The organism is Pyrinomonas sp. (assembly GCF_040289685.1).
In the GTDB taxonomy this organism is placed as follows: Bacteria; Acidobacteriota; Blastocatellia; order Pyrinomonadales; family Pyrinomonadaceae; genus Pyrinomonas.
In genome coordinates this window covers 1-11,732 of the sequence record NZ_PSLQ01000019.1, presented here as the reverse complement: position 1 = coordinate 11,732, position 11,732 = coordinate 1, and the positions used below count along the sequence as shown (strand labels likewise).

At 60.6% G+C, this 11,732-nt stretch carries 13 protein-coding genes and 1 pseudogene; 6 read left to right on the top strand and 8 right to left on the bottom strand.

Translation table 11 applies throughout. The features are described from left to right. Positions 1 to 2: 2 nt before the first annotated feature. The gene (locus tag C4334_RS06200) at positions 3 to 377 is read right to left on the bottom strand and encodes a PilZ domain-containing protein (protein ID WP_352431215.1); all 375 of its coding nucleotides are present in this window, start codon (positions 375 to 377) and stop codon (positions 3 to 5) included. A 366-nt stretch (positions 378 to 743) separates the two neighbouring features. Here C4334_RS06200 and ytxJ point away from each other — a divergent pair, with 366 nt between their 5' ends. The 5 genes from ytxJ to C4334_RS06175 all read left to right on the top strand — a co-directional run bounded on the left by ytxJ (position 744) and on the right by C4334_RS06175 (position 3,143). Next, positions 744 to 1,100 carry a bacillithiol system redox-active protein YtxJ gene (ytxJ, locus tag C4334_RS06195; RefSeq protein WP_352431214.1) on the top strand — a complete coding sequence of 119 codons (357 nt, stop codon included), beginning with the start codon at positions 744 to 746 and terminating at the stop codon, positions 1,098 to 1,100. Next, entirely contained in the window at positions 1,078 to 1,422 is a 345-nt protein-coding gene (locus tag C4334_RS06190; RefSeq protein WP_352431213.1) for a DUF971 domain-containing protein, read from the top strand. Before ytxJ ends, C4334_RS06190 begins: the two co-directional genes overlap by 23 nt. Next, positions 1,403 to 1,798 (top strand): response regulator, encoded by a 396-nt coding sequence (locus C4334_RS06185; protein ID WP_352431212.1) that lies wholly within the window; start codon positions 1,403 to 1,405, stop codon positions 1,796 to 1,798. The genes C4334_RS06190 and C4334_RS06185 overlap by 20 nt, the downstream gene beginning before the upstream one ends. Before the next feature lie 159 nt (positions 1,799 to 1,957). Next, positions 1,958 to 2,224 (top strand): hypothetical protein, encoded by a 267-nt coding sequence (locus C4334_RS06180; protein WP_352431211.1) that lies wholly within the window; start codon positions 1,958 to 1,960, stop codon positions 2,222 to 2,224. Between the two features lie 331 nt (positions 2,225 to 2,555). Further along, on the top strand, positions 2,556 to 3,143 hold the full coding sequence (locus C4334_RS06175) for a bactofilin family protein (RefSeq protein WP_352431210.1): 588 nt from the start codon (positions 2,556 to 2,558) through the stop codon (positions 3,141 to 3,143). 189 nt (positions 3,144 to 3,332) lie between these two features. Here C4334_RS06175 and leuD read toward each other — a convergent pair whose 3' ends face one another. From leuD to C4334_RS06145, 6 genes are all read right to left on the bottom strand, one after another. Then, positions 3,333 to 3,926: a 3-isopropylmalate dehydratase small subunit gene (leuD, locus tag C4334_RS06170; protein WP_352431209.1), complete on the bottom strand. Its 594-nt coding sequence runs from the start codon at positions 3,924 to 3,926 to the stop codon at positions 3,333 to 3,335. Between the two features lie 154 nt (positions 3,927 to 4,080). After that, positions 4,081 to 5,487: a 3-isopropylmalate dehydratase large subunit gene (gene leuC / locus C4334_RS06165; protein ID WP_352431208.1), complete on the bottom strand. Its 1,407-nt coding sequence runs from the start codon at positions 5,485 to 5,487 to the stop codon at positions 4,081 to 4,083. Positions 5,488 to 5,491: 4 nt separating this feature from the next. Next, on the bottom strand, positions 5,492 to 6,604 hold the full coding sequence (gene leuB, locus C4334_RS06160; RefSeq protein ID WP_352431207.1) for a 3-isopropylmalate dehydrogenase: 1,113 nt from the start codon (positions 6,602 to 6,604) through the stop codon (positions 5,492 to 5,494). An 8-nt stretch (positions 6,605 to 6,612) separates the two neighbouring features. Further along, positions 6,613 to 7,821 carry a 2-isopropylmalate synthase gene (locus tag C4334_RS06155; protein ID WP_352431206.1) on the bottom strand — a complete coding sequence of 403 codons (1,209 nt, stop codon included), beginning with the start codon at positions 7,819 to 7,821 and terminating at the stop codon, positions 6,613 to 6,615. Positions 7,822 to 7,921: 100 nt separating this feature from the next. Then, a complete protein-coding gene (locus C4334_RS06150) occupies positions 7,922 to 8,809 on the bottom strand; it encodes a LysR family transcriptional regulator (protein WP_352431205.1) in 888 nt (295 codons plus the stop codon). A gap of 106 nt (positions 8,810 to 8,915) precedes the next feature. Then, on the bottom strand, positions 8,916 to 9,908 hold the full coding sequence (locus C4334_RS06145) for a methyltransferase (protein WP_352431204.1): 993 nt from the start codon (positions 9,906 to 9,908) through the stop codon (positions 8,916 to 8,918). 110 nt (positions 9,909 to 10,018) lie between these two features. Here C4334_RS06145 and C4334_RS06140 point away from each other — a divergent pair, with 110 nt between their 5' ends. Beyond that, on the top strand, positions 10,019 to 10,837 hold the full coding sequence (locus C4334_RS06140; protein WP_352431203.1) for an MOSC domain-containing protein: 819 nt from the start codon (positions 10,019 to 10,021) through the stop codon (positions 10,835 to 10,837). Between the two features lie 165 nt (positions 10,838 to 11,002). Here the strand turns inward: C4334_RS06140 and C4334_RS06135 are convergent. Continuing rightward, positions 11,003 to 11,632, bottom strand: a pseudogene (locus C4334_RS06135) (DUF5694 domain-containing protein); the annotation flags it as partial. Positions 11,633 to 11,732: the final 100 nt, after the last annotated feature.

Genomic DNA, 11,732 nt, shown 5'->3' with positions numbered 1-11,732 from the left:
CGTTATTCTGTCTCCTCGTCTTCGGCTTGCCGCTCCAACTGCGCGGCCCACTCCCAAACCATCTCGCCCCACTCGCGTTCGGCATCGAGCAGGCGCAGGGCTGCCAACGGCTGCGCTGGGTCGCGCTCGAGGCGAAGGACTTCGGCCACCGCCTCAAACCGCGTCGCATCATCTTCCAGCACAGCTAAACGAACGCGGCTGCCAACCTGCGGCAACCGACGCAGATAAACGAGCGCCCCTTTGGGTCCAACGTTTTGCGTTTCGCCTTCGACGCGCACTTGACCGCCGACCGATTCATCGTCCCACTCGACGCGCACCGGCAGATGCACGGCGTATCTTGTCCCGATCCTTCGTTCTTCGCTCTTCAAGCCGCCCATCTTCAACCTCCTTGCTCGAAGTGAGTGTGTACCATAAAGCGCGCCGCGCGACAACATGCGGTAAAGATTCGGCTCCTTCTCGCTGGCATCGGGTGCCTTTCCCGAGCTTCGTTTAGCGCTCGAAATCGGTTGCACGCGAGCGGTTCCGCCTTGGCGTCCGACGCCTCTTTTGCGTCCGAACGCACACCCGCTGTGAAAGCGGAGCGAATTCCGATTAGCGCGCAACGTCTCTCCCGCATCAGCATGTCGATCATCTCTTTCGCCGCAGGGGCTGCCGCGCTCATTTTGGTCGAGCCGTTGGCTAGCACTGACGCCTGCGGCTGCGTTAATATCGTTGAAAGTAAGTCAGAGGAGGGAGCACGACCTGTGGGGTTCATCGCCTTGGAAGATGTAGGGCAACTTGATGACTTAGTCGCCGCTTCGCAGCGCGCGCCCGTCATCATCTTCAAACACAGCGTGACCTGCCCGATTAGCGCCGGCGCCTACCGCGAGATGGAACGGTTAGAAGAAGACGTGGCGATGGTTGTCGTGCAGCGCGCCCGATCCGTGGCGCGCGCGATCGAAGAGCGCACCGGCGTCCGACACGAATCGCCGCAGGTGATCATCTTGCGCGACGGACGCGCCGTCTGGTCGGCTTCGCACTGGAACGTAACGGTCGAGCGCGTGCGCACTGCGTTGCGAGAGTTGAAAGGAGCAGCGAATGGCCGCCGATCGACGGATTGAGCCACGCGAGATCGCGCAAGAAGGCGCGGCTGCATTGCGCATCACCTGGTCCGATGGACGTATTTGCCGCTACCGAGCTGCAGATTTGCGCCGGCTCTGCCCGTGCGCGCAGTGCGTCAACGAATGGACCGGCGAACGCATCCTGTGCGCCGATACCATCAGTGACGATCTGACCATACAAGATTTAGAACTCATCGGTCGCTATGCGCTCTGTTTTCGCTGGAGCGATGGACATCAAACCGGGATCTATAGCTTCAAATATCTACGCGAGCTGTGCGAGCGAGCGGAGAGGAAGAGAGACGATGATCGGGGGCACGGCTGAAGAGGCGAGGAGAATCCTCGTCGTCGAAGATGACGACGTGGCGCGCGAACTCGTCCGGCTCGCGCTGGAGCGTCACGGTTATGATGTGCTGGTTGCCGAAGATGGTCTGCGCGGTTACGAACTGGCCTTGCAACAGCGTCCCGATCTGATCGTGACCGACGTGAGCATGCCGGCTGCCGACGGCGTCCATTTGATTCGGCGCGTGCGTGACACGGCGGAGATCGCGCAGACGCCCGTGCTCGTTATCACCGGCTATGGAACAGGAAGCGCGACGTTTACTCTGGCGCAAGGTGCCGACGCCTATGAACCCAAGCCGATCGACCCGCAGAGTTTTCTTGCGACTGTGCGCCGTCTGCTCGAAAAGCGAAGCGCATGACGGCGTGCGGCTTGGGCAAGCGAACGCCGACGAAAGCGCGAAGTTTCGTGGTGTGGCGCTCGCTTGCCGTTTGCTCGGCAGGTAGCCGAGTTGAGCGTGTTCTCAAGCAAGACGATCCTTGCGGACATCGCTCGTCCGCCATTTGTTCGGGAGGGCGCAGTGAACGAACGGGATTTCTTCAACGAGCGGCAAGAGACGAAGAGGGTAACATACGTCTGTCCGCACTGTCGTGCGCGCGCCGAATACGAGGTGCGCTGGTTGCGGCGGACCAAGAAGAGCACGCTGCCGCCAAGCGCGAACGAACAGGACCGCCAGCGTTTTGCGCGCGCTCGCGACTACATGGTGCGCGTCGATGATGTGCTCGTCTGTCGGCGATGTCGCAAACGCTTTGACATCCCGAACTTTCAATCAGTGGTCTTCGTCTAGCTCGTTGCAAGGCGCGCTCAGCGCAAGCTTCTCTGCCCGGCGCATTCTGATAAACTTCTGGCGCAGCGTTTGGTCGGCTCGCCCGCTGGGGTTAACTTGGTCGAAGCAGCGATATGAAGACGTTAAATTTTTCTTCTTTTCTCGCGACAGTCTAGACAACCCGACAAGACTCATCCTATGATCTTCGGCGCGCTATGAAAAGGGGCGCGCTCAGGAGCGCTTCAGCGCGAGGGACTGCGACCTCGTTGTGAACTTAAAGCCCGGTGGAGCTCGCCACCGCTCTCTAGCCTGAGACTACCCTTATTGGTCATTCTTCAGTGGAGGATGGACGATGTTTAGAGTGAGCAAAAATCCCAGAGAAGAGCAAGCGGTGAACGATAATTCGGCGAACGCAACTGTCCCGACCATCCCGTCGGCATCGGTTCCTAGTCCACCGCCGCGCGCCGTCACGGAGAGCGAAGTGTTGGCGCGCGACATCAAGGACGGCAAACTGAGCGGTTTCGTCGGCGCGGGCACGGTACTCAAGGGCGAAGCAACGTTCAAAGCGTTGCTGCGCGTCGATGGGCACCTGTCTGGACGGATCACATCAGCAGACGGAACGCTCATCGTCAGCGTCGGCGGACAAGTCGATGCGGACATCGAGGTAGCGGTGGCGATCATCAACGGCACGGTCAACGGCGACATCATCGCTTCGAAACGGATTGAGATGGGGCGCGCCGCCAAAGTCACCGGCAATATTCAAACTCCGGCGCTGGTAGTGGAGAATGGGGCCGTCTTTGAAGGCAGTTGTCGCATGTTGCAGTTGAAGGAGGCGCAGGATAAACGGCGCGAAGAGGAAGCACGCCTTGCTGCTTCCGAAGAGGAGGTGCGAGCCGAGGAAGAAGAAGCGGCGACGGAACTATCCGACTACGCCGTCTGACGCGTCTACGACGCCGTCGCGGCGCGCGCCGTTGTGTTCGTTTGCGGTTCGAGGTCAGTTCGTCGAATCGCTTATGGTGCATGCGACCTTTGCGGTTCGGCAAGCCGACTCCCACAGCAAAAAGATGCCGCTCGGTCCTTCGAGCGGCATTTTCAATGGCACAGCAGCAGAGACTTCAAGGAGGAGCGGTTAAACATTCTTCCGCCGTCGCTCTTCGTAAGCGGTGATGAGCGCCTCGTGTTGCAGCGTCAACGCGATCTCATCTAGACCGTTGAGCAGGCAATGGCGTGCGAAGTCATCGATTTGAAAGCGAGCCAGCGACGCCTCTTGATCGCGAACTTCGCGCCGTTCGAGATCAATCGTCAGCATGTAGGCCTTCTCTTCGGCGCGCGCGGCGATGAGCTGGACGAGCTCCTCATCGAGCGCGACCGGGAGCAATCCGTTCTTGATGGCGTTGTTGGCGAAGATGTCAGCGAAAGAAGGGGCGATGATAGCGCGAAAGCCGTAATCGACCAACGCCCAAGGCGCGTGCTCGCGCGATGAACCGCAACCGAAATTTCGTCCGGCGACCATGATGCTCGCTCCGCGGTAAAGCGGCATGTTGAGCACGAAAGAGGGATCGGGCTGCCCATCGGGCGTGTAGCGCCAATCATAGAAGAGGAACTGCCCGAATCCGGTGCGCTCGATGCGTTTGAGGAACTGTTTCGGGACGATCTGATCCGTATCGATATTCGGTCGGTAGAGCGGCGCGACCAAACCTGTGTGTACGCGAAACGGTTGCATCCTATGCTTCTCGCCCCCTTTTCTGACCCTTTCCTCTTCGGCTTCCAACTCACGCGGCGCTTTAACGACTCTTCAGTCAAGCGGTTAACTTTTTCTGCTCCCCTTCTGCAGTTCACACCTCACAGTCCCAGCCGCAGGCGCTTTCGCCCTTCGGTCACTTGAATTTCCACTGGCGCACGTCGATGAAGTGGCCGGCGATGGCGGCTGCCGCAGCCATCATGGGGCTGACCAAGTGAGTGCGGCCGCCGCGCCCTTGTCGCCCTTCGAAATTGCGGTTGCTCGTCGAAGCGCAGCGTTCTCCCGGTTGCAAGGTATCGGCGTTCATCCCCAAGCACATCGAACACCCAGGATCGCGCCACTCGAACCCCGCGCGACGAAAGACTTGGTCCAGTTGTTCCGCTTCAGCGGCGCGCTTGACCTGTTGGGAACCCGGGACGACCATGGCTCGCACGCGCGGGTGGATGCGGTAACCGCGCACGACGGCAGCGGCCGCGCGCAGGTCTTCGAGCCGCGCATTGGTGCACGAACCGATGAAGACGCGATCGATTGAGATCTCTTCGATGGGCACGCCCGGTTTGAGGCCCATGTAGGCAAGCGCGCGCTCGGCAGCGCGTCTTTCCGCTTCAGTGGGCGCTTGCGCCGGATCGGGCACCCGTTCGGTGACGGGAACGACTTGACCCGGACTCGTTCCCCACGTGACGAACGGGGCGAGCGTGCGAGCTTCGATGTCGATAACGCGATCGAAGCTCGCATCGTCGTCGCTGGCCAACTCGCTCCACCGTCGCACGGCTGCATCCCACGCGGCTCCTTGCGGCGCAAGGGGCCGTCCACGCAAGTAATCAAAAGTCTTCTCGTCGGGCGAGACCATACCAGCGCGTGCGCCCGCTTCGATGCTCATGTTGCAAAGCGTCATGCGCCCTTCCATGGAGAGAGCGCGCACGGTCTGGCCCATGTACTCGATGACGTGACCAGTAGCGCCATCCGTGCCGATGGTGCGGATGATGCCGAGCGCGAGGTCTTTGGCTGCAACGCCCGGTGGGAGTTGACCGTGGACGCGAATGGCCATGGCGCGCGGTTTGCGCTGCGGCAGGCACTGCGTGGCGAGCACATGCTCGACCTCGCTCGTGCCGATGCCGAAGGCGAGCGCGCCGAAGGCGCCATGTGTGCTAGTGTGGCTATCGCCACAGACGATGGTCATGCCGGGCTGTGTCAAACCGAGCTCCGGCCCGATGACGTGGACGATGCCTTGGTATTCAGAGTCGAGGTCGAAAAACCTGATGCCGAACTCGCGACAATTGCGTCGGAGGGTGGCGATCTGTTGCGCCGCGATCTGATCGGCGATGGGCAGATGGCGATCGGAGGTCGGCACGTTGTGGTCCACCGTGGCAACCGTCAAATCCGGACGGCGAACGCGACGCCCGGTTGCCCGCAAACCGTCGAAAGCTTGCGGCGAGGTGACTTCGTGCACGAGGTGAAGATCGATGTAGAGCAGCGCCGGAGCATCGACCGGTTGATAGACGACGTGCTCATCCCAGATTTTGTCTAGCAGTGTGCGTCCCATACGGTCAAACAGCATGATAAGCGCGGCGCAGATCGACGATCTCGGCCAACGCTTCGGTGATGAGTTGTCCCATCTCCGCGGTGCCGACCACACAGCGCGTGCTTGCGCTGTGTAGGTCGGGCGTGGCGTAGCCAGCATCGAGCACTTGCTCGATGGCCATCTCGATGTCGCATGCTTCTTGCTCGAGTCGCGCCGTGTAGCGGAGCATGAGCGCCGCCGAAGCGATGGCACCGATGGGATTGGCGATGCCGCGCCCAGCGATGTCAGGCGCTGAGCCGTGCACCGGTTCGTAAAGGTCGATTGCGCCGCCGATAGTCGCTGAAGCGAGCGTGCCGAGCGAACCGTTGATCACGGCGGCCTCGTCCGATAGGATGTCGCCGAAGAGGTTCTCGGTCAAAACGACGTCGAAGCGCGCCGGCTCGCTCACCAACCGCATCGCGCAAGCATCCACATAGATGTGTTCCAGCGCGACGTCCGGGTAAGAACGCGCGACGCGCGCAACCGTGTGTCGCCACAGTTGCGAGGTTTCGAGGACGTTAGCCTTGTCAACCGAGGTCACTTTACGGCGCCGACGGCGCGCTGCCTGAAAAGCGATGTGGGCGACGCGCTCGATCTCACGCGCCTCGTAGCGCAGCGTGTTATAGGCAGCTACGGGAGTGTTCCCTTCCGTCGTGAACCCGCGCGGTTCGGAGAAGTAAAGCCCGCCGAGCAGTTCGCGCACGATCAACAGATCGGCACCCGCGATCCTTTCGGGACGCAGCGGACTAGCGGGCGCGAGCGCTTCGTAAAAGACGATGGGGCGCAGATTAGCGAAGCCGCCGAGCGCCTGTCGCAAGGTGAGCAACCCGGCCTCGGGGCGCCGGTCGGGCGGGAGATCATCGTACTCGGGCGCTCCGACGGCACCGAGCAACACCGCGCGGCTCGCCAAGCAAGCATCCAGCGCGCTGATCGGGAGCGGGGAGCCATGCTCCTTGATGGCCGCTCCACCGATGGGCAGCTCTTGGAATTCGAACTCGTGGTTGCAAAGCTCGGCCACCGCTTGTAGGACGCGCACCGCTTCGTGCGTCACTTCGGGACCGATGCCGTCGCCCGGCAAAAGCGCGATTCGCAACTTCATCTCAGCTTTCATGCGCCGCTCCAACGCGGCACAGTTGGTCCAGTCCGTTCGGTTTGCGGGACGCTGGCGCGCGCATGGAGGAGCGCCAGCAGATCCTGATCATAAATTCTCTTTTTGCGGTCTGCTAGTTTTATAAACTTTTTGTAGATCGTTTCCAATTCCGCGGGCGCGAGCGGGTGGCCCAGTTCAGCGTACCTTTGGGCCAAGGCGTGGCGTCCCGAGTGTTTGCCTAGCACGATGCGGTCGGCGGGCGCGCCAACCGATTCCGGCGTCATGATCTCGTAGCAGAGCGGGTTGCTGAGGACGCCGTGCTGGTGGATCCCCGCCTCGTGCGCGAAAGCGTTGCGTCCGACGATCGCCTTGTTCGGCTGCACCGGGAAGCCGACGATTTCGCTGAGCATTTGACTCGTTGGGTAGAGCAGAGGCGTGCGAATCCCCGTCTCGATGGGAAGCCGATCGGAGCGCACAACGCAGGCCATGACGATCTCTTCGAGCGCAGCGTTACCGGCCCGTTCGCCGATGCCGTTGACGGTACACTCCACTTGATGCGCGCCCGCCTCGATGGCGGCGAGGCTGTTGGCCACGGCCAAGCCGAGGTCGTTGTGGCAGTGAGCGCTGATGATGATCTGCGGGTGGCGACGCCCAATGCGCTCGCGCACGGTGCGGATCAGCGCGCCGTATTCGGTCGGCAGGGCGTACCCGACCGTGTCGGGCACATTGATGATGGATGCCCCTTCGGCAATGGCCGCTTCCAATACTTCGCACAAAAAATCGACTTCGCTGCGCGTGGCATCTTCGGCAGAGAATTCGACTTCTTCGACCAAGGCGCGCGCCAAGCGCACGCCGCGTTGGGCCATTTCGATGACTTCCGCCCGGCTCTTGCGCAACTTGTACTCGAGATGAATGTCCGAGGTTGCCAGAAAGATGTGCAGGCGTGGGCGCGCGGCGCGGCTGAGCGCCTCGGCAGCGCAGATGATGTCTTGCTCCGTAGTGCGACAGAGCGCGGCCACAGTGGCGCGCCGACAGCGCTCGGCAACGGCGCGCACTGCGACGCAGTCGCCTTCGGAGGCGATCGGAAATCCAGCTTCGATGACATCGACGCCGAGTTCCTCCAGTTGCATGGCAAGGCGGACCTTCTCCTCAACGGTCATGGAACAACCGGGAGCCTGTTCGCCGTCGCGCAAAGTCGTATCGAAAATGGCGATTCGCGTCTTCACAGCTTGAAAACTCCTCGCGGCTAGGCTGAATGCTAGCCGTTTGGAGAGACTAAGTCAAAATTATAATTTTTATAGTAAAATAACTCTCGTTTGGCTTCGCTCAAGAACGCGCGTGGTGGCGCAAAAGGTCGATAAAGGCTGCCGCCGCATGTGACAAGGCGGCATTGCGTCGGTGGGCCGCCCAGAGCGTGCGTTGGTAAGAGAGGCCGCGCACGGGCACGGTGCGCAGCGCGCCGCGTTCGAGTTCCTCGCGGACGCACATGCGCGGGACGAAAGCGATGCCGATCTTGAGCTGCACGAACCGTTTGATGGTCTCGACCGTCGCCAGTTCGAGCGCGATGTTGAGCGGCGTATTATGTCGTGCGAAAGCTTCGATCACTTTGGCGCGCGAAGTCGAACGCACGTTGTGCGCGATGAAGGATTCGTTGCCCAGCTCTCTGACGGTGACGTATTCGCGTTGGGCGAGCGGGTGATCTGGGTAGAGTATGAGGACGAGTTCGTCCTTGAGCACGGGGAACCTCTCCAGTTCAGGATCGGTCGGCTCGAAGGCCATCAGCGCGAGGTCAAAGTTTCGTTCGAGCACTTCGCGCGGGAGCCGTTCGGAGACATCGCGGTAGACTTCGACCTTGACGTTCGGGTAGCGTTTGCGGTAAGCGAGGATGACTTGTGGCAGCAGGTAGAGCGAGGTGCTCTCGTTGGCGCCGATGCGGACGCGCCCTTTTTGCAATGTGCGCAGCTCGGCGACCGCTTCGCGCGCTTGGTCGCGCATGGCGATGATGCGGCGCGCGTAGTCGTAAAAGACGCGCCCAGCTTCGGTGAGCATCGGCGTCTTCTGTGAGCGGTCGAAGAGCGGCGCGCCGACCTCTTCTTCGAGGCGGCGGATGGCGATGCTGACGGCCGGTTGCGTGCGAAAGACGCGATCGGCCGCTTTGGAAAAGCTCTTCTCCTCGACGACCTTCAGAAAGAATTCGAGTTGCGTCAATTCCATAGTCGTATAATCGGCCCTTCTGTTTTGCGCATCAAGAATAAACTATAGTAATGCTTTTGTGAAGAGTATTTGTTCGAGGAGCGCGCCCAGACGACGCTCTACGGGATCACGCGCGAGGCAGGCGGTAGCCGACGAGCATGCTCGTCGGCGGGAAGTATTCGACGCACTCGATCTGCTGAAAGCCTGCGGCTTGCAGCCAGCGGCGGTAGGTCGAAGCCGTGCGTTCGACATCGGGGGCATCCCAGCAGATATCCTCCAAACAAAAGAGCACGGGAAGCAAAGGATGCGTGCGCGCATCATCTAGGATCCATCCGCTGATGATCACCGCGCCGTGATCTGGAAGTCGTTCGTAGAGCGCGTCGAACAAACGGCGGTTGCCCTCTTCGCTGGCGACGGAAAGGAGATTGGCGAGGAGCGCGACGTCGAATCCAGTGGGCAGCGGATCTGATTTGAAATCGGCTGAGTAGGTTTCGATCCGATCAGCGAGACCGGCTTCGGCGATGAATCGTTGCGCGTGTTTCGTCACATGCGGAAGATCGACCACCACGGCGCGCAAGCGCGGGTGAGCGCGACAGATGCTGATCGACATCGCGCCCGTGCCGCCGCCGATGTCGAGCAGCAGCGCGTGGGCGGAGAAGTCGTAGCTTTCGGCCAGCGCTGCGCCGACAATCAGTGTGAGGTTGTGGTGCGCTGTGGGCGCATCGTCTGCCGACGTTGTTGCGACGGTTTCGCCTGGCGTCCAGCGACGTAGACGTTCGACCAACGTCATCCATCGCGGATAAGAGTCCCGGTCATGCTTGAGCAGGTAGTCGCCGAGGTAGTTCTCTGTGCCTTTGACTAAGTAGCGTGCCGACGCAGGCGCGTTAGCGAACAGATCGCCTTGGCGCGCGAGCAGTCCAAGCGCGACGCTGGCATTGAGCAAGCGGTCAGCAGCCATTGGATGGAGTTTGGTTCGGCGCGCGATCTCTTCGCAAAGCAACGGACCAGCGGCGAGCATGGTCGGGATCTCCAATTCAATCAAAGCGAAGAGCGTTTTGGCGCGCTGGTATCCGGTGGCCAGATCGAGCAGTTCGAGCGGCGGACGCCGTGTGATTCCCATGGTGAACCCCTTGTTCTGTACGTTGATCTAGGCCAAAGGCCAGACAGAAGTTTAACCGATGAATCAAATTTTCGTTACACACGGAAGATGAATGGTATGATCGTTGGGCTATGGGCGCTTTCGGAGAAGAGGGAAGCGTCGTCGAGGTTGCGGCGCTTTACATTTATCCGCTTAAGTCGGCGGCTGGCATTGCGCTTACGCAAGCCGAGGTCGATGAATTCGGTTTGCGTTATGATCGGCGTTGGATGATCGCCGACGGCAACGGACGCTTCATCTCACAGCGGGAAGAGCCGCGTTTGGCACAGATCGTTCCGATGTTGCGCGAGGAAGCGTTGGTCTTGACCGCTCCGCAAATGGAGCCTCTGCGCCTTGCGCTTGACGTGCGCGGTCAGCCGCCAAGCGTGCGCGTCGTCGTCTGGGATGACGATCTCATTGCGACGCCAGTAGGGGACGCAGCGGACCGATGGGCCAGCGACTTTCTCGGTCGGCGATGTCGTTTGGTTTACATTGCGCCGGAGCAAGGGCGCAAGCTATCAGCCCACGCCAAGGTTGGCTTTGCCGATGCTTTTCCGTTTTTGTTGGTCAGCGAGGCGTCGCTTGAGGATCTGAATGGTCGGTTGGCCCGACCGGTGCCGATGAACCGTTTTCGTCCGAACATCGTGGTGCGCGGCGTCGGCCCTTTCGCCGAAGATGGATGGGCGCGCATCGAGATCGCGGGCATAACATTTCGCGTCGCTAAACCCTGCGCGCGGTGCGTCATCACTACGACGGATCAAAAGACCGGCGTGCGCGCCCCCGATGCGGAGCCTTTGCGCACGCTGGCCACCTACCGACGTAGGGGAAAGGATCTGCTCTTTGGGCAGAACCTCTTGCACGAAGGGCGCGGGATGATCAAGGTGGGCGACATCGTGCGCGTGTTTGCGCGCTAAGGGAAGAGCGGAACATCCACGGCGATTCTCGACGGAAGTTCTCAGCGAAAAACGCGCGCCTGTGCGCCGACGAGAGCCGACTCCAGTAGGAAAAGCTCGAGCACAGAGGTAATCGCTCGCTTTCACAAGCTTGTATCTGCCCGCATCCGCGATGAATTGCTGAAGCAGCTTGACGTGACCGGCACCGATGATGATGAGAATGCGATCGGCGCTCGATTCCGTGATGCGGACGATGTTCGAGAAGATTTTGAGGTTGCGCGCGTACCACCCAGCAACCACTTCGGCTCCGGGATAAGCTCGGTCCTTTCCGACGCGCACGAGCAACAAATAGGCACGATGGCTCTCGTCGATTTGACGTTGGCTGTTGAGAAAACAAAAGATCTCCGCAACGCTTTTGGTTCTTATCAACTCGTTAAGGCGTTCGATCTGACGTTGCGCCATCCGAAAAGCTTCATCGATGATCTTCCGCTGATCTTTGGCCTCGGCGAACTCAATCACGCGCCCGATGTCGAAATCTCCTGCGACATCGACGCCATAGATCCGCTCGTGATGCAGCTCTTTCGCCAAGCGAAAGCCTATCTGATCCGTTTCGTTGCGCGTCAACTGATACTCGCCGCGAAGATACGAAGCGTATCTTTCAGCAAGCTTCGGGCTTGCGAACGGCTCTTCGGCGGCGATCTTAGTCGGTCGGAACCTTTTCAAAAGATCGACGAGTTCGCGTATCTCCCGTTGCCGCTTTGGTTTTAGCACGTCGTCCCACTGCGCGTTGAACACGTCGCGCCCGGGATTGGCCATGTGCGATGCGCCCAAGACCATTATGGTCGGTCTCGACTCAGACTTGGGTTTGACAGTTGACGGCCGTTCCCGGTGCCACGCCGCGCCGGGAACCCGCATG

Coding starts and splice junctions, on each gene's coding strand:
- C4334_RS06200 (WP_352431215.1), bottom strand. CDS start 377: ATGGGCGGCTTGAAGAGCGAAGAACGAAGGATCGGGACAAGATACGCC.
- C4334_RS06190 (WP_352431213.1), top strand. CDS start 1,078: ATGGCCGCCGATCGACGGATTGAGCCACGCGAGATCGCGCAAGAAGGC.
- C4334_RS06185 (WP_352431212.1), top strand. CDS start 1,403: ATGATCGGGGGCACGGCTGAAGAGGCGAGGAGAATCCTCGTCGTCGAA.
- C4334_RS06175 (WP_352431210.1), top strand. CDS start 2,556: ATGTTTAGAGTGAGCAAAAATCCCAGAGAAGAGCAAGCGGTGAACGAT.
- leuD (WP_352431209.1), bottom strand. CDS start 3,926: ATGCAACCGTTTCGCGTACACACAGGTTTGGTCGCGCCGCTCTACCGA.
- leuC (WP_352431208.1), bottom strand. CDS start 5,487: ATGGGACGCACACTGCTAGACAAAATCTGGGATGAGCACGTCGTCTAT.
- leuB (WP_352431207.1), bottom strand. CDS start 6,604: ATGAAGTTGCGAATCGCGCTTTTGCCGGGCGACGGCATCGGTCCCGAA.
- C4334_RS06150 (WP_352431205.1), bottom strand. CDS start 8,809: ATGGAATTGACGCAACTCGAATTCTTTCTGAAGGTCGTCGAGGAGAAG.
- C4334_RS06145 (WP_352431204.1), bottom strand. CDS start 9,908: ATGGGAATCACACGGCGTCCGCCGCTCGAACTGCTCGATCTGGCCACC.
- C4334_RS06140 (WP_352431203.1), top strand. CDS start 10,019: ATGGGCGCTTTCGGAGAAGAGGGAAGCGTCGTCGAGGTTGCGGCGCTT.